Raw genomic sequence first — 26899 nt, forward strand, 5'->3', positions numbered from 1 at the left:
ATTAAATAAATATAAGGCGTCGTGAAGTCAGAGCCAGAATCTCCGGCATGGGGAGACAATGAAAGTTCTGGAGTTTGGCATAGAAATAATTCAAATTCTTCCAGCGTTTTTCATTAAATGCTTTTTGAAATACAATAAAGGATTATCGTATTCTTCCTTTTTCAGCGAAGAAAGAGGAAAAACCATTTCAGAGCACAAATATATCACTCTAAAAACACCTATACTATTCCTACAAAATAATTCTTCTTTGAAATATTTTTTTATCTTTGAAACTCATGACTTTTAGACCAAATGGCTTTATCTTTGAGCCATTAGAAAACCAATATTCATTATGGAACAGAAAATACATCAGGGAAGAAACGTAAAACGTTTTAGAGAAATGCTTAACATTAAGCAGGAAGCATTGGCTTATGATCTGGGCGAAGACTGGAACCAAAAGAAAATTTCTATGCTGGAGCAAAAAGATGTAATTGAAGACAACTTGCTGAAACAAATCTCAGCTGTATTAAAAATTCCTGTTGAAGCTTTTCAGAATTTTGATGAAGAGCAAGCGATAAATATTATTTCTAATACTTTTACAAGTAATGATACATCAACATTAAATGCAGTTAACCCAAACTGTACATTTAATACAATTGACAAAATTGTTCAATTATATGATGAAAAAATTGCATTGTACGAGCGTATGTTGAAGGAGAAAGACGAAATGATGGTGAGGCTTGAGAAATTGATTGGGAAGTAATTCAGGAGCAACCATTTTTCATATTTGAAAAAATATATTTATAAACTTTAAAAAGAAGCAATTAATTAAGGTAATGATATACGTATGTAACCTGATAAATAAATTAGGAGAATAGAATGCTAAAACACTCCCATATTATTCAGTAGCTTGGAACTTATCCTTTAACCTTTTTTCAATTTTAAATATCAAGTTAAATACGAAATCAAAATAAGGGTATGAACTATTTTTAGCAAACTCTCCCATTTGTATTGCTTGGAAAGTTGGCATAGTTTTTTGATTTATAGAAACTTCTTTTAGTTCTGCATGAGGATTAGTCAAACTTCCTTGATACATTATTGTTTCATCTGGCAAATCTGCTAGGATATTACTCGAATCAGCATGTGAAAATCCGTTTCTTAATAATACACGGATTGTGTCAAACAAATGTTTTTTTTCTTTATCAGTAATTAATCCATTTTTTTTGCACCTTTCAATTGAATTCCCCAAATCTATAGATCCATAATTTGAATTAGGTTCTTCAAAAGTTTCTGACCATTTATCAATTTCTATTGGACCTATTCCAACTTCGTTATAAATTAAAGCAAGCTTTAAAAGTCTTTCTAACATATGATTCGTCAGAGTAATTGCTGCCCTATCTAACTCAAGAATCAGACATTTATTTATCTCGTATATTAGTGTGTTGAATTCACAAAACACTTCTAATCTAAATTCAAAATATTTAGAAAACCTTGGGAAATTTTTATTCAAATTTTCTACAAAATTATTTTCAAATTTACTTTTTTCCATATCAAGTTATTTTTAGTAAGATAAAATTAAAAATGTTAGCAAATCATAAGTATACAAAATTCTAATAAAAATACAAGAATATGATTTCCTAAGCTGGTGCGAGCGTCTCGCTCGTGAACGTCGTTTTGAGTTCAGAAATTCGTTTATGATAATCATCTCTAGAAATGATATAAATGATTACATGGAGTACACCGACGAAAGTAGCTAAGTTTTTAAATGTTACTTTCGAATTCTTCTTCCTTGTTCTTGTAATTTCAATAATGCAATAATTCCTGTCATATCTTTTCCTTTAGAAGAACAAAAGTCAATCAAATCATATTCTATTACACGTTGAATACTTTCTGCTTTGTCTGAAATCGCCTTAATTTTATGAAACAATTCCTCTCCTATGTTTCTGGCATTTAAATCTTCTTCATTTCCACAGATAACTTTGTGAACTAACCAATTCCTTTGCTGTAAAAAAACATTTAATTCATCTTTCAATGACAAATCATATAGTTCCTCTTTAATTGCAATTTTAATAGCGTGGCCTAAAGTATAACTCTGGTTTTGTTTTAAAAATTCATCTGTTCGTTCCTTTGTTTCTGTGGGATTCATTTTAAGAGTAATTGAATGACTCAACGCTTGCTCAACCATTTGGGTTTTCAATAGAGCTTCTCCGATAAAACAATACAGATTAATTTCATTACTGTTAGCTGGTATATTTATAACATTTTTTTTCATATGCTTTTCACTTTAATAAAATTTCGTTTAACTTGTCTAATTATTTACTAGTCAAAGATATCTTCTTTTGTACGCAGTGTTTTTGCGCAGTAAAAAAATACTCAATTTCTCTTGAATTTTATTTACCTGATCTCGCGGATTTGTAATCCGTGCCCGCAAAGTATATCTTAACAGATTAAAAAAAAGAAAATCAAGTTTTTATTAATATTAAGAACGGGCACGGAAAGAATTTCCGCGCTATCGTTGCCTAGCTTTTCAAAAAAAAACTCTTTAGTGAGCGGATATTATATCAGTTCAATTTTATATCAAATACTTTTTGCTCTTTCGTTTCTACAAAACCAATTCTATTGTAAAACAAATGAGTTTCATTGCGAAGAGTATTACATCTTACTCGAATTTTATTGCTTTTTTTGGAATAGGCCCATTCCATTACTTTTTTAACTAAAATTTCTCCTATCCCATTTCTGCGGTAATTTTCATCTACTATTAGTCCTCCAATTTCTACAAAAGAACCTGACTCAACTCTAAGGGAATAAAAACCATGAATCCAGCCAATAATATTTTCATCGTCAAGAATTACATAAACACAATTATCGACATTATTTAAAATTTCGCAAAGGCTGTTATGTGTTTCTTCAATTGTTCCCGCATAACCTAATTGATTGGATAGTTTATTAATAAATTCTGCATCAGCAACTTCTGCTTGTCTTAAAAACAATTTCATATTTCCTGTATCTCTCATTACTCTTAACTTGTATTTACATTAAAATAAAAAAAGTGATTATCGTTTCCAAAATAAACAAAAAAACAGACAGGGATTACGATTAGTTATAAATTCAGAAATATTTTTCCTGATCTAATCAAGATTTATGAGTGTGAAGTCAGGAGACATTCACACAGTTTTTCATAAGAACTCTTCGGTAAGTTGGGATACAATTTTAATCATAGAAAGTAGTGACTGTCACCTATTCACAAATTTTTGATATTTATAAACAACTTATCCAGCAACTAAAAAAACTATTTCATCTAAATATGTTTTCCATCTAGAAACTTTGGTGTAAACTTACATCAATCTAAAACTTGAATTATTATGACACGACACAGTATATCATTAACTGTCCCAAATGACGAATGGCTGAAAAATCAGGTTAATACAGAAGAGTTTAGTAGTAAAAGTGAATCTATTAACTATTTGATTAAGCAAGCTCGTTCACAAGAAGAATACTATGAGTTTGTGAGAGCTAAAATAGATAAGGGAGAAAATAGCGGTTTTGCAAAAAAACAAACCAGAGAAGAAATGTTAGCCGAATTTAAAAAAGATTTACCTAATCTATAGCTGTATATTTTACATCAGTTTTTATTAATACAGAAACGCACACGGAGAGAATTTCTGTGCTATCGTTGCATATACTCGAGTGATTAGAGAGTTCACTCCTCAACAAATCAACAACAACCGATATTCTCCTTCATTTTCTATTGGTGCTCTATGAATACAAGGCAGTACTTGTTGCTTTGGATGATCTACAGCCAGACGCCAAAGATGTCCTAATCCTAAATTAATTGGTTCTGCATCGGGATGCAGCTGATAATGCAAATCAAAATAATTTTCCTTCAAGAAGTCTTCGAATTCATCCTCTGGTCCGTCATGGAGTTCTTTTAGCTTTGCTCGTATTTCCGGAATCAGGATTTTTTGCTCTGCCTGCGTATTAGAAACAATATCACTTGCTGCTCCGTGATAGGTACATAAAAAAGTATCTGTTGCAATGGGCGAACGATCAACATGAAACGAATACACGTCGGTCGAGATAAAATCAAATTCATCATCGCGCTCATAACATTTCAGTAAATTAAGAGAAGGCGAAGCGCCAAAATCGGCTAATACTTGGAGATCATTTAAGATTATTTCCCTTGCTATATTTCCCTTTTCTGAGAGTTGGAGCACGATTAAATCTTCGGGAAAAACTTCGGTTATATTTTCTTTTAAAGATAATTTGGTAACAATCTCTTTAAAATCGCCATCTAAATTTCTGTACCAGCAAAGCGCATTCATTTCTCCCTTGAAACAGGTATTTACAAGATCAGAGAAAGCAGTTACTACTCCTATTTGGCTGTTATCAGAAAATATATTGCTCATGGTATGTTATTATTTTTAAACACATAGAAACATAGTTGTTTCTATGTGTTTAAATAATATTGAATAATGCAGTAAAAGCTGCTTTATTATTTTGTTTTAAAAACTTTGTAGAAAACAAAAAGAATACCTAGCCAAATAGGAATTAATTCTACAGATAACTTCATATCGGTCATCCACATGATGGCTAAAATACCCAATAAAAACACAAAACAGATATAATTACTTACCGGATAAAATAAGGATGCAAACTTAGTTTTGGTATTTTCCTTGTCTTTGGCACGCCTGAATCTTAGATGCGTATACGAAATCATAACCCAGTTAATAACCAAACAAGACACTACTAAAGACATTAAAATACTAAAAGCCTCTTTTGGAATTACTTTATTAATTAAAATACAGATCGCTGCGAAACAAGAAGAAATTAAAATAGCATTAATGGGCACTGATTGTTTGTTTAGCTTCTTTAAAAATTTAGGTGCACTACCCTGATCTGCTAAACCATACAACATACGTGAGTTGCTGTATACACTACTATTGTATACCGATAAAGCGGCAGTTAATACAATTAAATTAAGCACATTGGCTATAAGGCTTGTAAAATATATTTTACTACCAAAGAGCTCAAATTCCATTCCGTTTAAGTTTTGAAAAACCATCACAAACGGACTACTATCTGTAGTAATTTGCTGCCAAGGCGACAAAGCAAACAAAATGACCAATGCTCCAACATAAAATATAAGAATTCTATAAATAACCTGATTGGTTGCTTTTGGAATGTTTTTTTCCGGATTTTCGGCTTCAGCAGCAGTAATTCCGATTAGTTCCAGACCTCCAAAGGAGAACATAATCAGCGCCATTGCGGCTAATAAACCCTGAAAACTGCCATTTGTGGCTTTTTCGAAGAAACCTTTTGGAAAGAAACCTCCATCATTATATAAATTATGAATGGTTGCGTGTTCTCCTCCTGTTCCACTTACCAGCAAGTAAGTACCAAAAAGGATCATGGCAATAATGGCAACAACTTTTATAATTGAAAACCAAAATTCAGTTTCTCCGTAAACTTTTACAGAGGCAAAATTCAAAGCATTAATAACCAGGAAGAAAAACAAACTGGATGCCCACAGTGGGACTTCAGGCCACCAAAACTGTACATAAACACCAATGGCTGTAAGCTCAGCCATGCTCACTAAAATATATAAAATCCAATAATTCCAACCAGATGCAAAACCCGCAAAAGAACCACAGTATTTATAGGCAAAGTGGCTAAAACTTCCTGATACTGGTTCTTCGACAACCATTTCCCCAAGTTGTCTCATTATAAAAAAAGCGATGATTCCGGCAATAGCGTATCCTAAAATAACAGATGGCCCTGCTAATACGGCCGCTGGACCAATTCCAAGAAAAAGACCAGTTCCTATTGATCCGCCTAAGGCAATTAACTGAATGTGTCGGTTAGTCAGTCCACGTTTAAGCTGATTCTCTTCTACAGCTTCATGATTATTTTTCACAAATTAGATTTTAAAGGATTTAAATGTATTCAGAAATGTATAAACAGCGAAGATAAGTTAAAAAAGGAATCGTACAAAACATACATTATGCTAAAACTTCGATTAGATTATCCTTTTTTGATGGATTTCTGAGAGCCTTACGATATTAGCTTAAAACTAAGGTTCGTAATCATGCTAATTTTAGAGCCTCTTTTGCAGCATTATATTATGATGTGAATAGTACAAAAATATTTCGCTGTCTTTAAAATATAAATTAAATCAAATTCCTAAATAATCAATCTCAAAATATGCAAACGGTAGTTACAAGCCTTTAAAAATCATCTTTACACAAATTCAAAACATTTATGATAGAATTTGAAAGACCTTTTTCGGGCTCCCGTTTAACTTCGCTTTATAAAATATTCCATCAAACAGAATACAGACATAAACGATTAAACTATGAAAAAAACCTTCAACCTGTTTCTAGTCCTCTCCACCATTACTTTTAGCACTTTTGCAAAGCCTGTTCAAAATGATGATCCGTCTTTACTTTGGTTTAAAAAGACAACAGAGGTAATTCACTTTCAATTAAACAAAGCTGCTCAAACCTACAAACCCGGAAAAAATCCGCGTTCTGTAAATCCTGACGGAACAGTTAGACTGGCAGGTTTAACAGATTGGACAACGGGTTTTTTCCCCGGAAGTCTTTGGTACGGCTACGAACTTACAGGAGATAAAACTTTAGCCAATGAAGCTAAAAATTTTACGCTTGCGCTGGATTCTATCCGAAACATAAAAAACACGCACGATGTAGGTTTTATGCTTTATTGTTCTTACGGAAATGCCTACAGAATTACGGGCGACAAAATATATCTTCCGGCTTTGGCAGATGGCGCAGCCAATCTTTATGCACGTTTTAATCCAACCGTTGGAACAATCCGTTCTTGGGATTTTGCTTGGTTACACTATCCCGTAATCATCGATAATATGATGAATTTAGAATATTTATATTGGAGTGCTAACCAATTTAACAAACCCGAATATACAAATGCAGCCAGCACACATGCCTTAACCACTATAAAAAATCATTTCAGAAAAGATTATAGTTCGTACCATTTGGTCGATTATGATGCCAAAACAGGAAAAGTCATTCGTAAAGGAACACATCAGGGCGTTACAGATGATTCAGCCTGGGCTCGCGGACAGGCATGGGGATTGTATGGCTATACAATGTGTTATGCCAATACCAAAAATGCAAAGTTTTTACAACAGGCAGAAAATATCGCCGCTTTTATCATGAACCACCCAAGAATGCCAAAAGATAAAGTTCCTGTTTGGGATTTTGATGTTCACAATGCTATGGATACCGAAGTATTGGCGCCAAGAGATGCGTCGGCTGCTGCGGTTATTGCCTCAGCTTTATTAGATTTAAGCACTCAGGTTAAAGATGGAAAAAAATATGCCGATTATGCCGAAGATATTTTAAAATCATTATCATCTGATGCTTACTTGGCCAAACCGGGCGAGAATAGTTATTTTCTTTTAAAACACAGCGTTGGTGCTTTTTTATATAATTCAGAAATCGATACACCACTTGATTATGCTGATTATTATTATCTGGAAGCTTTAAAAAGATACGCTTCAATCAAAAAAATTGAAATTTAAATACCTCTTTCAATCCATTTGATAAAAATAATACCATAATAAAGATTTTAAGAGGCTATTTTTGATATTCAAAACATCAATTAAATAGCTTCTTGTTTATTGTAAAAAAGTACAATTATTAGAATTAAAATAAGATGATAAATTTAAAAACAATAATGGCTTTGTTTCTTCTGTTCATGACATTTTGCTTTAGCAATGCGCAGGAAACCGCTATAAACAAAGAAAGTTTTGATGCTATAAACCTGACTTATCCAGGTTTGGAAAAAGTAAATCAGCTTTATAATGCGACAAAATACAATGAAGCCGCAGAGGCCTTACTAACCTATTATCGCAATCGCAAAAAAATTAAAAATCCTGATTTTAATGTAGGTGACGAAGCGAGATTTAGAGGAAAAGATATCGGAAAAGCCAATCAGGAAAAAGCCGATAATGCTTTACTGCACTTATTTAAACCTCAAAAAGGCTATGGCTTTTTCGATTACGGAAAAGAAATCAATTGGGATTACTGGCCGGTAAAAGACAATGAAGTGCGCTGGCAGTTACACCGCGTAACCTGGTGGCCGTCTATGGGAATGGCTTACCGAAGCAGCGGTGACGAAAAATATGCCAGAGAATGGATTTTTCAATTCCGCGATTGGGAAAAGAAAAATTATTTGGGACGTTCTGCCGAAAACGATCAAATCGCATGGCGTCCGCTAGAAGTATCAGAACGCATACAAAGCTTTCCGGGAATCTTCAATTTATTTGTAGTTTCGCCCAATTTCACTCCTGCTTTTTTAATGGAATTTTTAAACAGTTTAAGCAAACAAACTGATTATATTCCTAAACATTACAGCAAAGAAGGAAACCATTTATTGTTTGAGGCACAGCGTGTTTTGGGCGCAGGAGCTTCGTTTCCAGAACTAAAACAAGCTGAGGAATGGCGTAAAAGTGGCATCGAAATCTTAAACAGAGAAATAAAACTGCAGGTATTTGAAGATGGCGTACAGTGGGAACTCTCTCCTACTTACCATGTAGCTTGTATCGAAATCTTTCTTAAAGCTTACAATTCGGCAAAAATGGCCGGAGTAGAAAAAGAATTTCCGGATACGTACATACAAACGATTGAAAAAATGATTGTGGCTACAGCCAATATATCATTTCCTGATTATAACAATCCAATGTTTGGCGATTCGTGGCCAATTGAAAAAAATGCCCGAATAAAGCAGTTTGCAGGCTGGTCGAAACTATTTCCGGATAACGGACTTATCAAATATTTTGCAACAGATGGCGTAGACGGAAAATTACCTAATTTATCAAATGCGTTACCAAATGGTGGTTTTTATACTTTTAGAAACGGTTGGAACGATAAATCAACTGTGATGATTGTAAAAGCCGGACCTCCTGCCGAATTTCATGCACAGCCGGATAACGGAACTTTTGAACTTTGGGTAAACGGACGCAACTTTATGCCCGATACCGGATGTTATTTATACAGCGGTGATGCCGAAGTGACCAAAATGAGAAACTGGTTCCGTCAAACCAGAGTTCACAATACTTTGACCTTGAATAATGAAAACATGATCATTACCAAAGCCAAACAAAACAAATGGAAGACCAGTAAAAATCTTGATATTTTAACTTATACAAACCCAAGTTATACTGATTTAGAACATCAGCGCAGTATTTTATTTATAAACGAAAAATATTTTCTAATTATAGATAAAGTAATTGGAAAAGCAACCGGAAATTTAGGTGTTCATTTTCAATTAAAAGAAGACAGCAAACCAGTTTATAACACAACTAATAACAGCGTTTACACTACTTACGAGGATGGAAATAACCTTTTAATTCAATCTTTAAATACAGATAAAATCGTTTTAAAAGAAGAAGAAGGAAAAGTATCTTACGTTTATGCAAAAGAAATAGCAAGACCGGCTTTTGTTTTTGAGAAATCAAAAAATGATACGGCTATACAGCAATTTATAAGCATTGTATATCCGTACAACGGAAACAAAACTCCCCAAATTAGCCTTCAGCCCAATGCAGGCAATGACTTTGAAAAAGGAAACATCAATTTAACGATTACAATTGATGGCAAAAAAAGCGAAATCAAAACAACTTTGCAATAACAAATACATAATGCCAATATGGTTTCTTATTTCTAATTCCGATTAGAAATAAGAAAACTTGGTTACATATAAAATCATAAAGCATTATGAAAAAGAATATTCCCTTCAAACTTATTATTGCGAGTGTGGCATTCATAATTACAGCATCCTGTAGTAAAGATGACAATGACGATTCTAAACCCGAAGAACCCGCACAAGCTGTAAACGATACGATTTTAAATGTGAATTACGAAACAGGCGAATTTACGTCAGGAATTACAGGTATAACAGGTACTCACGCCACTGCTGCTGATGCCGTTTTTATGACTTCACCCGGAAGTACTGGAAAATATGCTGTTGCGCATAAAGTTACACTTGGCGATACTAGTTATTTTTCTGATGGTGCTTACCGCAGTGAATCTGATGCTGTTTCTTTGGCAAAATATCGTTATGCTCCAGGAGACGAACACCGATATGAAGTCAGCATATTGTTAAAAGACTGGCAATCGTGGAATGGCACAGATCCTGCTTACGGTGATAATATTTTTCAGCTAAAAATGTCCGACAATCAGTTATTGCCTCTCAGAATCCTTACTAAACGTAATGCTATCGTGGCCAGAAACTACCAATATCAGGACAATTTAATTACGGATTATCGTCCTTATATCAATCAATGGATCAAGTTTCGTGTTGAGGTAAAATGGGCAGTTGATAATACCGGATATATGAAAATATTCGCCAAACTTCCCGACCAATCCGACTATAAGCTTTTACTGGAACGCACAAATTTTACCACATTCACAGGCAATCCGGCAGTTGGAAATGTAGGTTATTTAAAATGGGGCGTTTACCGGGAAGCCGGAGAAGATGCCAATGGCAATGTAATTACCAGCGATAATGTTCTAACTCGCATTGCTTATCATGATGATATCAGAATCATCAAACTTCCTTTAAAATAGCTTTAGCTTTACTTCTTAGATCTTTTAAAAGGTTTTTACTTGTAAACTTGTCAAATATAGCTCGTGGTTTCAACCACGGGGATACAATATTATCACGTCTTATGTTGTGTTCCCGTGGTTGAAACCAAGGGCTATGTTTAAAGATAGGAATTAACAGCTTGTCATCTCTGACAATGATTGTGGTTATTTTGAGTGAAACTAAGTTCCTTACACCCTTGGTTCCAAACTTTGACAAAGATCTATAAACACAAGAATAAACCCGTTTAAACCCGCGTCATCCACGTGTCATTAAATCCAATTTTACGATCTTTTATTCGTGAGATTGCTTCGTTCCTCGCAATGACTTCAGCCTCATACGCGTGCCATTAAACGCATATTTCTTCGCAATGCTACTTCCCTGGTTTTAAATACATAAGTTTTATCTGAATTAAATAAACAAGCCGATAAATCAATTGATAAAAATCACATCAAAAAGTGAATATCTCCATTAACATTTTGCTCTGTTTCACTTAACGATTATCCAACACAAAGCATTTCAAAATTGATTAGTAATTACGGGACTATATTATAAAATCATTTTGCAATAAAACACCTTAAAACGCTGATTTTTCCTTTGTTTACGGGGTACGAAAACGTTGTATTAATCAAAATCAATAGCATTTTGGACGTATTCAAAACTGTCCTGTATACCCGATTTATATATTTGTTTTAATTAAAACCAAAAAAAACATGACTAATCCAAGACAAATGAACCGACTTCTAAAAAATCTATTTTTATGTACCAGACGCAAAATTCCCCAGTCCTATTTTCAAGTTAATAAATTGTTATAATTTTCGCCTTAATCCATATTAGCTTTGCAAAAATTATTGGATAAACATCTTTTGAAATCCATGCAAAAATTAAGATCGATTTGCGTAACAACATACAGACTCAACTTAAATCATATCAATAGGAAATAAATCTTCAGACTTATTCCCATCTAAAAATAAATTATGAAAAGGACTATATACTTATTCTTGCTTCTGGCAACATGCAAAATGATGTATGCGCAGGATATTATTACCGTAAAAGGTGTAGTAACAGATTCGCAGAGCATTCCAATGCCGGGAACAACCGTTTCTGAAAAAGGAACCAAAAATTCTACCGTTACTTCTATGGATGGAAATTATCAAATTAAAGTAAAGCCCAATGCCATATTGGTTTTCTCTTTTATTGGAACAAAAACCAAAGAAGAACACGTAAAAAACAGAACACTTATTAATGTCAAATTAATTGACGATGCCAATAATCTAGATGAAGTAGTTGTGGTAGGTTACGGTACAAAAAGCCGAAAAGATCTCACAGGCGCAGTATCTTCTGTAAAAGGAACCGAACTTGCAAAAGTTCCCGTGCAAAATGTGGCGCAGGCTTTACAAGGTCGTATTGCTGGTATGCAGGTTACAATGCCTGACGGAACACCAGGAGCTGAACCATCGCTTAGAATTAGAGGCGGAACTTCTATCACACAAAGCAACGAGCCTTTGTATGTGGTTGACGGAGTAGCGCAAACAGGAGGTTTAGGTTTTATTGATCCTATGGATGTTGAATCTATGGATGTTTTAAAAGATGCTTCTTCTACCTCAATTTATGGTGCTCAAGGTGCAAACGGAGTCGTTTTGGTTACCACCAAAAAACCAAAGGGCGGAAAACTAACCATTAACTATGATGCTTATGGCGGAATAAAAACAATTGCCAAAACACTTCCGGTTTTAAATCCGTATCAATACACACAATTATTATATGAAGCTGCAACAGACGACGCAAGACTACAGAAATTTACCAACACTTTTGGCACTTACGACGAACTAGAAGGTTTATATAAAGACCGAAAAGGTATCGACTGGCAGGATGAAGTTTTTGGAAATGCCGTAGAAAGCCAATATCATAAAATAAGTATCAGCGGAGGCGAAAACGATACCAGATACAACGCTTTTTATTCTGTAAATAACGATCAGGGAATTATGCTAGGAAGCGCTTCAGTAAAAAACATTGCAAAACTAAACGTAATCAATACCATCAGTAAAAAATTCTCTGTAAATGCGATTGTGAATTACTCTAATCAAAAAGTAACCGGATTATCTACCGGCGATGGTGGAAATGCAAGATTAAGCATGCTACAAAATTTACTACAATACAGGCCAACAATTGGAAAAACAGGATCTGATGAAGATTTAAAAACTTTATTCGTTGATCCGTTAGACAATCAGGATTCACCAACGCTTCAAAGTCCGCTGGTAACCATCGATAGTCAAAAAAGAGAAGCTATTACCAGAACGATTAATATGAGTTTACAGCTTCAGTATAATATTACACCAAGTTTAATTTACAAAGGTTTGATAAGTTATACGGATACAAGCCTTAACAGCAAATATTTTAATGATTCTAATGGTATTCAGGCCATCAGAAGCGGTGGAGCAAATGGTGGTGTTACAAACAATACCACAACACGTTTAAACTATAATAACGTTTTAACGTATGCCAAAACTTTTAATAAAAAACACAAATTTGATGTAACAGCCGGTCAGGAATACATTTACAATTATAACGAAGGAGTTACAGCTACGGCTTCGGCTTTTCCGAATGTAAATTTAGGTTGGGATAAATTACAGTTAGGAACTATTGCAGGTATTCCGACAACTTTTGCCGAAGATGATAAGATGTTATCTTTCTTCGCCAAAACAAACTATGCCTACAAAGACAAATATTTATTCTCTGCCAGCATAAGAGCCGATGGTTCATCTAAATTTGGAACCGAAAATCAATGGGGATATTTCCCTTCCGTATCGGCTGCATGGAGAATTATCCAGGAAGATTTTATGAGTAAGTTACCCGTATTTTCTGATTTAAAAATTCGTGCGAGTTATGGTGAAGCAGGAAATAACCGAATTGCTAATTATGCTGCTTTGGGTATTTTTAATTCTGGTTCTTATCCGTTAAACAACCAAACCAATATTACAGCATTTCAAAACAATCTTCCAAATCCATTCCTGAAATGGGAAGCAACAAAATCGACTAATATAGGTCTTGACCTAGGATTCTTTAAACAACGAATCGCTTTAACAACAGAATTATACGATAATAAATCTAAAGACTTACTTTATAACACTCGTGTACCGGCAAGTTCAGGATTTAAGAAACAATTTCAGAATATTGGAGCCACTTCTAACCGCGGTATCGAGTTTACATTAAATACAGTAAACATTAGAACAAACAGTTTTACATGGAATACCAGTTTGAATCTTGCCTTTAATAAAACAAAAGTGCTTAGTTTAAGCGAAGGCGAAAATTCATTAATAACCAACAGTTACACGGATAAAAGTGATTACATTCTACAAGTAGGAAAACCAGTTGGAACCATGTATGGATATGTTAGAGACGGTTTATATCAGGTAAATGATTTTGATTATAACCCAACAACAAAGGCTTATACTTTAAAAACAGGTGTAGCAGGCGATAATATCGTGGTGCAGCCCGGCTTTATTAAGTTTAAAGATATTAGTGGTCCAAACGGAACCCCAGACGGTGTAATTAATGATTTAGACAGAACTATTATTGGAAATGCAAATCCTAAATACACAGGAGGCTTCAATAATACCTTTACTTACAAAGGAATCGATCTTAGCGTATTTCTGGATTTTACAGTAGGCAATGATATTTATAATGCCAATGTATTAAACAATTCAAGACTTAATCTGGACAACTTAAATACACTGGCTATTTATGCCGACAGATGGACTACTATAAATACGGCGGGACAAAGAGTAACTGATCCTGCAGAACTAGCAGCGCTTAATGTTGGCAAAACCAATCCGGCATTTAACGGAAACACCACAGGACGTTTGTACAGCGATATTATCGAAGATGGTTCGTTTTTAAGAATCAACAACATTAGTTTAGGTTATACACTTCCAAAAGACTGGCTGAAAAAATCGAAGATTTCTAATTTGAGAATCTATTTTACAGCTTATAATGTATATGTATTTACCAAATATTCCGGATATGATCCTGAAGTAAGTGTGCTTAACAACGCCATAACCAGAGGTGTAGATTTTAGTGCTTATCCTAGAAGTAAATCCTTTGTAACAGGCTTAAGTATTTCACTATAATTTAAAGTTTTAAAAAGATGAAAAACAATATATTTTCCCGTAGAGCAATCCTTACAGCGAGTCTTGCTTGCCTCTTATTGCCCCTTAATTCCTGCGATAAAGAGTTAGAAACAACACCTTATTCTTATTTTACAACAGCGAACTTTTTCTCGAATGTAAACGAAGCTAACATGGCCACCTTGGGCGTTTATGAATCAATGTCGTCTCTGGACAGTTATGGCTGGAATATTTCTTTAATTTTTGATGCCGATACCGATATTGAACAAATGACCGGAATTGGTGCCGATGACTGGAGAACAATAGCACATTATCAGGGAATTTCTCAAACCTTAACTTTTTACACCGCCTGGAGTAAGTTGTATGAAGGAGTTGACAGAGCCAATGTTGTTATTGAAAGAATTCCGCAGATGGATTTATATTCTAACGGAACTCCATCTGAAAAACTTCAGCTAAACAAATTCCTTGGCGAAGCAAAATTCCTACGCGGTTTTTACTATTCAGAATTGGTTCGTTTATGGGGCGATGTACCTTTTAAAACCAAAAGCTCACAATCAGGAGATAACTTAAAAGTGGGTTTGATAGATCGAATGGAAATTTACAAACAGATTATAAAAGACATGCAGGAAGCTGCTCTTCTTTTACCTGAACAAATACCTGCAGACGAGCGTATTAACAAATGGGGAGCAAAAGCAATGCTGGCCAGAGTTGCTTTATTTGCAGGAGGTTATTCTTTACAAGCAGACGGAACAATAAAACGCCCTGCCAATTACAAAGAATTTTATCAATTGGCACAAAAAGAGATTAATGATGTAATGGCACAAAATCCGTATAAACTAAATCCATCTTATTCTAAAGTATTCAAAAACCAATGTCAGCATGTATTAGAGCCAACAGAAAACATTTTTCAGGTTGCTTTTTACAATCCTGCAGGAACTTTAGGCAATGCATCATGGGTAGGAAATTTTAACGGTCCGGCAACTGCAAACGGAGTTTATCCTTCGAATATCTCCAGATGTTTAGTTCCAAAACCATTTTACAACAGTTACAATACCGCAGATCAACGTAGAGATTTTTCTATAGCAACCTACTCTATCAATAATCTCGGAAACAAATTACCGCTTTTAACGACCAATCAGGACGAAAGATGGACCGTTGCAAAATGGAGCCGTGAATACCAAACCAATGCAACTGCAGAACGTGTTTATACACACATTAATTGGGTAATCATGCGTTATTCTGATTTACTCTTAATGCGTGCCGAAGTAGAAAATGAATTAAACGAAGGTCCAAATGCCATCGCTTATGATGCTATTAATCAGGTTAGAAAAAGAGCTTTTGGCGCTGACATTCCGGGAAGCAGAATTGCTATTGATTTAAAAACCAAAGGCACAGGATATACAAATGCAGCCAGCGTTGTGATACAAATTACAGGCGGTGGCGGCAGTGATGCAGCAGCGGCAGTAGTAACACTTGCCAGCGGTGGAATTGGAACAATAGGAATGCTGCGTTCCGGCGACGGTTATACTTCTGTCCCAACTGTAACCATTACCAGCACAGACGGAAAAGGTACCGGAGCAACTGCAACAGCAAGATTATTAACTAAACCAACCGCAGCAGAAATGAATTTAACAACAGGTTTAGACAAAAACAGTTTCCTGAAAGCCTTACAGCAGGAAAGAGCCTGGGAACTTTCTTTTGAAGGTATGCGAAGAGCCGATTTAATAAGATGGGGAATTTTAGCCGATAAATTAACCGAGACCAATACTGCCGTAAAAGCAATTCGCTCTACTTATTTCTATCCGTCGATTACCAATTTTGTGACAGGGAAACATGAATTATATCCTTATCCGCAAAATGAAACCGATGTAAATAAGAACATTACGCGTCAAAACCCGAAGTATTAAAAGTATAAAACTAAAATTATGAAAAAGATAGTATTAGTATGCAGCTTGATTCTAATGGCTTCGGCATCGTTTGCACAAAACAAACCGAAAGACATGAAAACCCTAAGAGATTCTATTTTTACGGTTATGAAATTAAGTCCTGCAAACCGACAAAAAATGCACGATTTAATTGCCGAGAATGGCAAAGGCCAAAAAGCAATTAAAGACGATTCAGCCTTATTTTACGATCAAAGACAAGAGAAACTTGAAGCCTGGAAAAAGGAAATAACAACAAAAGAAAAAGCAATCCTCACTCCGGAACAGTTTCAAATATGGAGAGATTTTGCCAAATCTTTAAATAAACCTAAGTCATAATATAAATCAGATTAAAATAAGGCGTTATTTTTTTTAGAAAATTACCTGATTTTTGGACATTAATGCAGAACTTGCCGTTCTGCATTAATTGTTTCTAACAGAAGATAAAATAATCATAAAATCAGCATTATGAATACCTTAAACGACACACAAATATCAAAATCATACGCAATTGGAATCGATATTGGTGGAACTTCACTCAAATGCGGTGTTGTTAATGAACTTGGAGAAATCCTGTTTTCTTTTTTAGTATCTCTCAAGGAGGCAAAAACAGAAGAAGAAATCATAAATTTAATAGTTAAGGCTATTACACAATGCACAGATCAATTAAACGAACCTATTGTGGGCATCGGAATTGGTTTTCCGGGACTCATCGAAAATGATGTAATCGTGGGCGGCGGGGTTAATCTTCCCGGTTTTGAACAATTACCATTAGGGAAAATTCTAAATGATCGAACCGGACACAATATCGTAATTGATAACGATGCCAACTTAATGGGACTTGCCGAAGTAATCTACGGCGCAGCTAAAGACAGTGAGGACGCTATTTTTCTAACTATCGGAACCGGAATTGGCGGAGCCATCATGATCAATAAAAAACTTTTTGGCGGTTACAAAAATCGCGGCGCCGAATTAGGTCACACCGTGATTCAGCAAAACGGAATTCAATGTGCTTGCGGCGGACGCGGCTGTTTAGAAAGTTATGCTTCGGTTACAGCCTTAATCGAATACTACAAAACTCAAAATAAAGCAGCCGACGAACATATCGACGGAAAAACCATCATCGAAAAATATCTTGCAGGTGAAGACCATGCAGTAAATGCAATGCTGCATCACTTCGATTATTTAGCGGCCGGAATCGTAAATTGCGTAAACATATTCAGTCCGCAGAAAGTAATAATTGGCGGTGGCATCAGCGAAGCAGGCCAGTTCTACATAGATGAATTAACAAACCGGGTAAAAAAGACCGCAATTCCGGTTTCATTTTCCAACACAAAAATCGTAGCCGCAAGCTTAGGAAATAAAGCCGGTTTATTAGGCGCTTGCGCGAATGCCTTCCAAAAATTTAAAAAGACTGAATACGCATTGTAATATAACTTTGCTTCAAAATTAATCTCGCAAAGCCGCATTTTTTTGTTTCACGCAGATTTAGCAGATTTTTTAATCAATTTAATCCTTTAATCTGTGGCTAAAAAACTTTGCGTCCTTTGCGGTTAAATTCGCCACTAATTCACGAATCTAATGCGAAAAAAAAAATCTGCTAAATCTGCTAAATCTGCGTGAAAAAAACTTCGCAGCTTTGCGAGAAAAAAACTTCGCGCCCTTTGCGTATACCTTAGCTCCCGATAGCTATCGGGATTGCGGTTAAATACACAGTCAAATCCTCACGAATTGCAATAATTAAAGGCTTTTAGATAATTTTAATATCATTTTGCACAAATTCAAAACCTTCTTATAACATTGATCATTAAATTCGTTTTGTAATTCAGAGCGTTCACAAAACAAATTATAATCTTAAAGATCATGTTTCAAAAAAACATATTTTTTATATGGCTTTTCATGGTATTGCACATTCCTTTTTTAGGGAATGCCCAAGCTGCTGACCGTCCTAATATTCTAATCATCATGACCGATCAACAAACGGCTGATGCCATGAGTATTGCAGGAAATAAAAATCTGCATACACCCGCAATGGATAAATTGGCACAAAACGGAGTTCGGTTTACCAAAGCCTATTGCGCACAGCCTTTGTGTACACCATCACGCGCCTCTATCATGAGTGGCAAAATGCCTTATGAAACCGGTTTTATAGGAAACGCACCCGAAAAAGACGGTCAATGGCCGGATGATATTTTAATGATGGGAAAAATTCTCCAAAACGGAGGTTACAAAACCGGTTATGTAGGCAAATGGCATTTACCCGTTCCTACTTCCAAAAAAAGCCAGCATGGTTTTGAATACATCGAAAACACCAGCTTTCAGGATTATAACGATGCTGCAACACCATCATTCTGTGCTCGTTTTATCAAAGAGAATAAAAACACACCCTTTTTATTAGTGGCATCTTTTTTAAATCCGCATGACATTTGCGAATGGGCACGCGGTGAAGATTTAAAAATGGATGTTCTGGAAAAAGCACCTCCTGCAGATCAATGTCCGCTGTTGCCCGCTAATTGGAAAATTCCAGATTACGAACCCAAAATTGTACGCGAACAGCAAAAAGTAAGTTTCAGAACCTATCCTACCGTTAACTGGACACCAGATCAATGGCGCCAATATCGATGGGCTTATAATCGGTTAGTTGAAAAAGTAGACAGTTATATCGAAATGGTTTTGGCATCTTTAAAAAAATATAATATCGAAAAAAACACCATCGTTATTTTTACCGCAGATCACGGCGATGGTTATGCAGGACATAGTTGGAATCAAAAGCAAATATTATACGAAGAATCGACCAAAATACCTTTTATCATTTCAAAAATTGGCGAATGGAAACCCCGAACCGATGATATGCTGGTTTGCAACGGCATCGATATTATCCCAACAATCTGCGGATTTATCGGAGTACCAAAACCCGCCTATCTAAAAGGAATCGACATCAGTAAAAAAATTGAAAACCCAAATCAAAATCTTCGTGATACGCTTGTAATCGAAACCGATTTTGCTGATAACGAAGAACTCTTAAACATTAGCGGACGTGCCGTAATTACGAAAGATTATAAATATATCGTATACAACAAAGGAGATTTAAAAGAACAGCTTTTTGATCTCACAAAAGATCCCGGAGAAATTACCAATCTGGCGGTAAACTCATCCTATAAAAAACAATTAAATGCCCTGCGCCTTTATTTAAAACAATGGTGCAAAAAGAACGGAGATCCTTTCGTATCAGAATTATAATTTGGTTAAAGAAAAAATTCATGAAAAATATAATTGCCTTATTTTTATCATTCACCGCTGTTTCGGTTTTCAGCCAGCAATCGGCCATAATAAAACTGACCGCAGAAAAACTGCATTCAAGAGTCCGAGAATGGCCTTATCCTGTAAACGGAATTACGGTTCCTACCAATGCTCCTTCCCTCCTTTGGCCTGCAACAAATGGCAAAGACATGGTTAAACCAATGGAAAGCGGCAGCGAAGTACCCGAAGATCCCAATATTGGCAATGTCCGCTATAAAGTGATGCTCGCAGGCGATACCAATTTCAGTAAAGATTTAATTGCCAGTACAGAACAACGCTGGGCTGTTTATCCGCTTCATCAAGCCTTAAAACCCGGAAAATGGTACTGGAAATACGGTTACGCTTTAAAAGGCAGTACTCAATGGACCTGGTCTCCGGTTTATGATTTTGTAGTCGATGCTAAATATGTAAACGAAAAAGTGTCACCGCCAGTAAGCGAAGTTTTAAAACGCAACGAAGGATCGCATCCGCTTTTATGGGATATGAATCGTATTGGCGAAGATTTTTACAAAAACAATCTCGATAATCCCGAAGCGAAAAAGTTTATCGCTTTCGCGGAAAAACTAATGCTGGCCCCGCTTCCAACCGAAAAACCGCAAAGAGTAATTGATACTACGGGCAAAAACAAACTAGAAAAAAAGATCATTATAGAAAGAATGTATCATGGTTTTGGTGATGCCGTTGGTAATCCGGTTCGCAATTTATGCATTGCATATCAGCTTACTAAAGACGAACGTTTCATTCAGGATGCCAAACGCAGAGCCTTAAACCTTGCAGCCATGAATCCAGACGGATTAGCAACTGGTGATGATTTTACAAGCGGAGCCGTGCTTGAAGCCTTAGGCTGGTTTTATGATGCAGGATATCAATTCCTGACGCCACAGGAAAAAGAGATATTTAAAAACATAATTACCATTAGAGCAAAAAGAGTTTACAATCATTTGCCTAACCGTTTTGAACTGCATGTAAGCGATAACCACGTTTGGCAGATTACTTTAAGAAATCTTGCAATTGCAACCGTTGCCGTAATCAATGATGTTCCCGAAGCCAAAGAATGGCTGACCTACATGTATGAAGTCTGGTCGGCACGTTTTCCGGTTTTAGGCACTACAGATGGCGGCTGGCATGAAGGAAATGGCTATTTCAGAGTTAACTTTAAATCGATCATTTACTTATCGCAAATGTTTGGCGATTTTAGCAGAGTCGATTATTTTAAATTACCGTGGATGGAAAATCTGCCGTTTTATATGTTATACACACATCCAAACGGAGCGGCAAGTACCGCAATTGGCGATATGTGGGAGAATATTCCGTATATCGTAAAAGGAGAAGCCTGGTTTGCCGATGCCTTGACCTACAAAATGAACAATCCGTATTTAAACTGGTACGTAAACGAAATAAAAAGAGATTATCCATCTTATTATCACGGCACAGATGATTTTCTGTTCTTTAGATTATTAAACTATAAACCCAATAGAAACATGCCTGTAACTTCGCCGGAGAATTTACCAAAAACCCGCAAATTTGGCGATGTTGGTGTAGTTGCCATGCACGAAGATTTGGCTAAAGCCGATAAAACTTTAAGCAGTTATTTATTCAGCAGTCCGTTTGGTTCTTCCGGACATGGACATGCGTCTCAGAATGCTTTTACTGTTAATTATAAAGGCAAAGTAATCTTTGGCGGAACAGGTTATTACAGCAATTTCAGCGACAAACATAATCTTTTGTTCTACAGATCATCAAAAGCTTACAACACCATTTTAGCCGATAGTTTAAATCAGAAAATTGGTGAAGAAGGTTACGGATGGATTCCGAGAGCCATTTCAGGGAAACACATTCAATATGCTTTGGGCGATGCCAGTAATGCTTATGGAGAAATAAAAAGTGACTTCTGGTTAAACCGATTCAAACAAATTAATGTCGTGCCAAGCAAAGCAAATGGTTACGGAGAATCTGGTGTAACGCTGTACCGCAGACATATGTTACAATTAGAAGGCGGTTATATTGTTTTGTATGATGAGTTAGAAGCTAAAACTCCGGTAAAATGGGCTACTCAATTTCATTGTCCGTATTACACCATCAAAGGAGAAAATTCGGCGAAAGCCAAACAACAAAACTTTACCGTACAAACCGATTTAGGAAATGTAAATGCGAGCGTTTTTGCTAATACCCCTTTAAATATGGCAGTTCACAATCAGTTTTACGAAGCTGCGGTGAACTGGAACAAAGTAACGAATGACGAAGGCCAGATCAAAGAATTCAAAGACCAATGGCACGCCGGAATCACTTCTGAACCCAAACAAAAATTTAGATTCTTAACCATTATTCAAATTAAAGACGGCAAAACAGAAGTCATCAAAACTATTTCAAACAAGAATGGTTTAGCTAATTTACAAGTTGGAGAATGGAATATTCAGGCGCAGTTAGACGGAGAAAAAACGGCTGCTTTACAAGTTTCGGGTAAAACCCTAAAATCATTATTCAGCTATGGAAATCTGCCTGTAAAATTTGAAGGAAAAACCTATTCGCCTAAAATTACAGGAAGTTCTGTATTGTTACAAATAGAAAACAATAAAGTGAAACAGCAAGAGGCCGTAGACGAATTACCGGATGTTGCCAAATACGACAAAAATTAAAAAATAGAAGATGCTTGCTTTTTCTTTAATTTAGAGCATTGTTTTACTTCCTGCAAGGTTTGAAAAACCTTGCAGGATGAATACCGAGATTTAGTTTAATAAAATATGAGAAAAAAGATTGCTATAGCAGCCCTTTTGTTCACTGTCTTTTTTACAATAAAAAGTCACGCACAAGTTCAGGATCGATATTTCCGAAATATTTCGGTAGATAAAGGCTTGTCGCAAAGTTCTGTTTTTGCCATTCAGCAGGATACACTGGGCTTTATCTGGATAGGAACTCAGGATGGATTAAATCGTTATGACAGCAAAGGTTTTAAAGTATATCGCCCAATAAAGAACATAAAAAATAGCTTGCAGTCGTACTACATACGCAGTTTATTTACAGATCATAAAGGACAATTATGGGTAGGCGGTAATCAAGGCATCAGCGTTTACAATTACAACACCGATAGTTTTACCAATTATCCGTTACCGCGAAATATTGGCGAGTGGTACATCTCTTCTATAACCGAGGACAAACAGCACAGAATTTGGGCAAGTTCTATTGCAGGTGATGTTTTTGTACTGAATCCAAAAGAGGAAAAATTTACGGCTGTAAAGTTCAATGCCTCTTCGCATGAAATTAAAAAAATAGCTTACATCGGGCTTTGGCAGCAACAAATTATTTTAGGAACCGATGTTGGTCTTTTTAAACTCAACCAAAATACGCGTCAACTGATAAAAATAAATTTAGGAGCAAAAAAGCCTTATATCAATGATGTTTATGTTGAGGGCAAAAAATTATGGGTGGCCACCGAAGGCGAAGGCGTAATACAATATAATGCGCAAAACAGACAGACTTCTTCCCTGCTTCACAGCTCTGGAACCAACAGTATTGCCGATAATAATATTAGATGCATAGGAAAAGATACCGAAGGAAATATCTGGATGGGAACTTTTAGAGGATTGACTATTTTTAATCCAAAGAATAATTCGTTTACCAATTATTACCATCAAATATCACAGCCTTATACGATTAGCCAAAACTCGGTTCGCTGTTTTTTTAAAGACAAACAAAACGGAATTTGGCTTGGAACATATTATGGCGGTTTAAATTACTATCATAAAAACGATATTAAGTTTAATTTGCTGAGTCAAAACTCAGGGAAGCCGTCTTTAAATGATGAAGTAATTGGTGTTATCAAACAAGATGCAAAAGGAAATTTCTGGATTGGAAGCAACGATAAAGGGCTGAATTACTGGAACAAAAATGCCAATACGATTACCTATTATTCCAACAGCGAGAATAATCCAAACAGCTTAAGTTCTAACAATATCAAGGCGATTGCATTTGATGACAACGGCAATGTCTTAATTGGTACACACAACGGCGGAATGAATTTATTGAATCCCAACAGCGGTTCTGTACAGCGCTTTCGCCATGACGAAAATAATCCAAACACAATTGCCGGAGATTTGGTTTACAGCTTATTAAAAGATTCTAAAGGCCGAATTTGGGTGGGCACAAGATCAGGATTAGATCAGTTTCATCCGGAAACTAAAACCTTTACACACATTCATTTAGATAAAGCCGGAAAACGATTGACTTCTGACGATATTACGTTTTTGTTTGAAGACAGCAAAAACCGAATCTGGATTGGAACTACAAATGGTGTAACGCTTTTTTATCCGGATACGCAGTTATTTGGAAACATCGGACACGGGAAATTAAGCGACGATATTGTAAATTGTATTACCGAAGATGCAAAACACCGTATTTGGCTCGGCACAAGAGAAGGTTTACGATTGTATGATGAAACCCAGGAATCCTTCATTGTTTTTAAAGCCGGAAAAGACTTTGTTAAAGAAACCATTTACGGAATTGTTCCGGATGATGATGGAAATCTGTGGATTTCAACCAACAGCGGACTAATCAAATTTAATCCCGACAAAGGATCTGTTCAGACTTTTGACGAAAGTGACGGCTTACAGAACAAACAATTTAATGATTATGCTTTTTATAAAGCAAAAGACGGCATGCTGCTTTTTGGCGGTATCAAAGGAATCTCCTACTTCTATCCGTCGCTGATAAAACAACAGCCGCTTCCTTTAAAATTAAGTTTTACGGCTTTAGAAGTTTTAAACAAAAATGTTGCTGTTGAGGATGAAACAGGCATTCTTGAAGAACATATCGATCAGGTAAATGAGCTTGAAATTGGCCCGGAATACAAGCAGTTCAGTATCTTTTTTAATACTTTCAACTACATTTCGTCAAACAGAACTTACTATTATTATAAGTTAGAAGGAATTGACAAAGACTGGCAGAGAACAGATGAACTCAAAGTAAGTTACAGTAATCTACCAGCCGGAAAATACAATTTCCAGATTAAGGCAATTGGGCCAAATGGAGAAACCAGCGCCATTAGAAATTTAAAAATTGTGATTTTACCGCCTTGGTACAAAACCATCTGGTTTTCTTTATTGCTTTTAACCATTATTGGTACAGCCGGATATATTGGTTTTAAAATTATAAAAGAAAGAATAAACGCCGTTCAGCAGTTAAAACTGGAGCGTATAGACAAAGAAAGAGTAAGCTATATCAACCAGATTAAAATGGATTTCTTTACTAATGTATCACATGAATTAAGAACGCCTTTAACCTTGATTTTAGCTCCTTTAGAAGAATTATTAAAAATGCCTTTTGCTGATAAAATTTCGAAAAAGAAACATGAATTAATGTTTATCAACGCAAAAAGACTTTACAACTTAGTCGATCAATTATTTGAGTTTAGAAAAACCGAAATGGGAACCCGTCAGCTTAAAGTAGGCAAAGGCGACATTGTAGGTTTTACCAAAGAAATTTTTGAATCGTTTAAACCACTTTCAGAGAAAAACGGCATTCAGTATTCTTATCATTCAGAAGAACCGCAGCTGCTGTTTTATTTTGATAAAGATGCGATGGAAAAAATCCTGTTTAATCTTTTATCCAACGCCTTTAAGTATACCAAAACCGGCCAAAGCATTCATGTTGAGTTAATAAAGAAAAATGATACGGTACAAATAAAGGTCGCTGACACGGGTGTCGGAATTAGCGAAGAAGATCTATCAAAAGTTTTTGATCGTTTTTATCAGGTAAACAATCGCGAGATGAATCTGGGTTCCGGTGTTGGTTTAGCCTTTACAAAACGTTTGGTAGAACTGCATCATGGCGAGATTACTGCCGAAAGCGCACAGGAAAAAGGAAGCACTTTTACCGTAATAATTCCAACTTTAGATCAGGCTTATAAAAACGACCAGCAAATAGAAAGTTCCTTATACGAATTGTCTATTATATCAGATAATGAGCTTGATGAAGATGCTGCATTAGAGGAAGAAAATGAAATTATCGAAAGAGATCAGCCTGTTAAACTGCTTATTGTAGATGATAATAAAGAGATTTTAGATTATCTGCAGGATTATTTCAGCAAAATATACGAAGTTACTACAGCTTACAATGGCCAAATGGCGCTGGATCTTTTAGAAATACAGCCTTTTGATCTTATTATAAGCGATGTAATGATGCCGGAGCTTGACGGCTTGCATTTTTGCAAAAAGGTAAAACAGAACATCAATACATCGCATATTCCGTTAATGCTCTTAACGGCGCGAAATGAAACCAGCCAGCAGATAAAAGGTCTTGAAATGGGTGCCGACGATTATATCACAAAACCATTTTCAACTCCGTTATTAGCTGCAAAAATTACAAATCTGCTTCGTTCCCGTAAACGATTAAAAGAATATTATTCGGTGGGCAAAGAAATGGTTCCGGAGAATATTGCCTTTAATACTCTTGATGAAGAATTTCTAAAACAAGCCATTCAGATTGTCGAAGATCACCTCGCCGATTCTGAATTTTCGGTAGATCAGTTCAGCAAAGAAATCGGGATGAGCCGCTCCAACCTTTACTTGAAATTAAAGGCCATAACAGGCGAATCTGCAATGGATTTCATCAAAAGAATACGCTTTAAAAAAGCAGTCGAACTCATGCAAAGCAAACGCTATACGATTGCGCAAATCACGTATATGTGCGGCTTCAATTCGCCATCGTATTTCTCGACTGCATTCAAACAGCATTATGGCTGTATGCCAAGCGAATACTTAGCGAGAACTGATGAACCAAAAGAAGAATAAAAAGTAAAACTACACAAACTAAATACAATGAAAAAACCACATTGCCTTCCCATGAAAATCTTTTAAAAACAAGTCTTTAAAGGACTATTAACGATCCTGATTTCTTATTCTGAAAAGTCTTAACTCGTACAAATGCAAAACACATTTGGCACCGGGAAAGCCA

General features: G+C 35.7%; 17 protein-coding genes. 12 read left to right on the forward strand and 5 right to left on the reverse strand.

Annotated features, from left to right (window positions below; genetic code table 11):
* Window positions 1-331: 331 nt before the first annotated feature.
* Window positions 332-742: a helix-turn-helix domain-containing protein gene (locus OLM51_RS13290; RefSeq protein ID WP_264551086.1), complete on the forward strand. Its 411-nt coding sequence runs from the start codon at window positions 332-334 to the stop codon at window positions 740-742.
* A gap of 135 nt (window positions 743-877) precedes the next feature.
* Here the strand turns inward: OLM51_RS13290 and OLM51_RS13295 are convergent, their stop codons facing one another.
* The 3 genes from OLM51_RS13295 to OLM51_RS13305 form a co-directional block, all read right to left on the reverse strand.
* On the reverse strand, window positions 878-1528 hold the full coding sequence (locus OLM51_RS13295; protein WP_264551087.1) for a hypothetical protein: 651 nt from the start codon (window positions 1526-1528) through the stop codon (window positions 878-880).
* Window positions 1529-1747: 219 nt separating this feature from the next.
* Window positions 1748-2251 carry a hypothetical protein gene (locus OLM51_RS13300; protein ID WP_264551088.1) on the reverse strand — a complete coding sequence of 168 codons (504 nt, stop codon included), beginning with the start codon at window positions 2249-2251 and terminating at the stop codon, window positions 1748-1750.
* A gap of 289 nt (window positions 2252-2540) precedes the next feature.
* Complete coding sequence (locus tag OLM51_RS13305; RefSeq protein WP_264551089.1) at window positions 2541-2993, reverse strand: GNAT family N-acetyltransferase; 453 nt, start codon at window positions 2991-2993, stop codon at window positions 2541-2543.
* 348 nt (window positions 2994-3341) lie between these two features.
* On the opposite strand from OLM51_RS13305, the gene OLM51_RS13310 reads away from it, so the two are divergent.
* Entirely contained in the window at window positions 3342-3587 is a 246-nt protein-coding gene (locus tag OLM51_RS13310) for a type II toxin-antitoxin system ParD family antitoxin (protein ID WP_264551090.1), read from the forward strand.
* 99 nt (window positions 3588-3686) lie between these two features.
* On the opposite strand, the gene OLM51_RS13315 is transcribed toward OLM51_RS13310, so the two are convergent.
* Together OLM51_RS13315 and OLM51_RS13320 are read right to left on the reverse strand one after the other, a co-directional pair.
* Window positions 3687-4385, reverse strand: a complete 699-nt coding sequence (locus tag OLM51_RS13315; protein WP_264551091.1) for a DUF1826 domain-containing protein — start codon at window positions 4383-4385, stop codon at window positions 3687-3689.
* Between the two features lie 86 nt (window positions 4386-4471).
* Window positions 4472-5893 (reverse strand): amino acid permease, encoded by a 1422-nt coding sequence (locus tag OLM51_RS13320; protein WP_264551092.1) that lies wholly within the window; start codon window positions 5891-5893, stop codon window positions 4472-4474.
* Between the two features lie 438 nt (window positions 5894-6331).
* Between OLM51_RS13320 and OLM51_RS13325 the strand changes: the two genes are divergently transcribed.
* The 10 genes from OLM51_RS13325 to OLM51_RS13370 all read left to right on the forward strand — a co-directional run bounded on the left by OLM51_RS13325 (window position 6332) and on the right by OLM51_RS13370 (window position 26736).
* Complete coding sequence (locus OLM51_RS13325; RefSeq protein ID WP_264551093.1) at window positions 6332-7537, forward strand: glycoside hydrolase family 88 protein; 1206 nt, start codon at window positions 6332-6334, stop codon at window positions 7535-7537.
* Window positions 7538-7671: 134 nt separating this feature from the next.
* Window positions 7672-9648 carry a heparin-sulfate lyase HepC gene (hepC, locus tag OLM51_RS13330; RefSeq protein WP_264551094.1) on the forward strand — a complete coding sequence of 659 codons (1977 nt, stop codon included), beginning with the start codon at window positions 7672-7674 and terminating at the stop codon, window positions 9646-9648.
* An 86-nt stretch (window positions 9649-9734) separates the two neighbouring features.
* On the forward strand, window positions 9735-10586 hold the full coding sequence (locus tag OLM51_RS13335) for a polysaccharide lyase (protein WP_264551095.1): 852 nt from the start codon (window positions 9735-9737) through the stop codon (window positions 10584-10586).
* A gap of 993 nt (window positions 10587-11579) precedes the next feature.
* Window positions 11580-14732, forward strand: a complete 3153-nt coding sequence (locus OLM51_RS13340; protein ID WP_264551096.1) for a SusC/RagA family TonB-linked outer membrane protein — start codon at window positions 11580-11582, stop codon at window positions 14730-14732.
* Between the two features lie 17 nt (window positions 14733-14749).
* A complete protein-coding gene (locus tag OLM51_RS13345) occupies window positions 14750-16636 on the forward strand; it encodes a RagB/SusD family nutrient uptake outer membrane protein (protein WP_264551097.1) in 1887 nt (628 codons plus the stop codon).
* Between the two features lie 18 nt (window positions 16637-16654).
* The gene (locus OLM51_RS13350; protein ID WP_264551098.1) at window positions 16655-16990 is read left to right on the forward strand and encodes a hypothetical protein; all 336 of its coding nucleotides are present in this window, start codon (window positions 16655-16657) and stop codon (window positions 16988-16990) included.
* A gap of 129 nt (window positions 16991-17119) precedes the next feature.
* The gene (locus OLM51_RS13355) at window positions 17120-18082 is read left to right on the forward strand and encodes an ROK family protein (RefSeq protein WP_264551099.1); all 963 of its coding nucleotides are present in this window, start codon (window positions 17120-17122) and stop codon (window positions 18080-18082) included.
* A gap of 468 nt (window positions 18083-18550) precedes the next feature.
* Window positions 18551-19891 (forward strand): sulfatase, encoded by a 1341-nt coding sequence (locus tag OLM51_RS13360; RefSeq protein WP_264551100.1) that lies wholly within the window; start codon window positions 18551-18553, stop codon window positions 19889-19891.
* Between the two features lie 20 nt (window positions 19892-19911).
* Window positions 19912-22587 carry a DUF4962 domain-containing protein gene (locus tag OLM51_RS13365; protein WP_264551101.1) on the forward strand — a complete coding sequence of 892 codons (2676 nt, stop codon included), beginning with the start codon at window positions 19912-19914 and terminating at the stop codon, window positions 22585-22587.
* Between the two features lie 105 nt (window positions 22588-22692).
* Complete coding sequence (locus OLM51_RS13370) at window positions 22693-26736, forward strand: two-component regulator propeller domain-containing protein (protein ID WP_264551102.1); 4044 nt, start codon at window positions 22693-22695, stop codon at window positions 26734-26736.
* The last annotated feature ends 163 nt before the right edge of the window (window positions 26737-26899 follow it).

Origin of the sequence: Flavobacterium sp. N2038 (assembly GCF_025947185.1) — a bacterium.
Taxonomy (GTDB): Bacteria; Bacteroidota; Bacteroidia; order Flavobacteriales; family Flavobacteriaceae; genus Flavobacterium.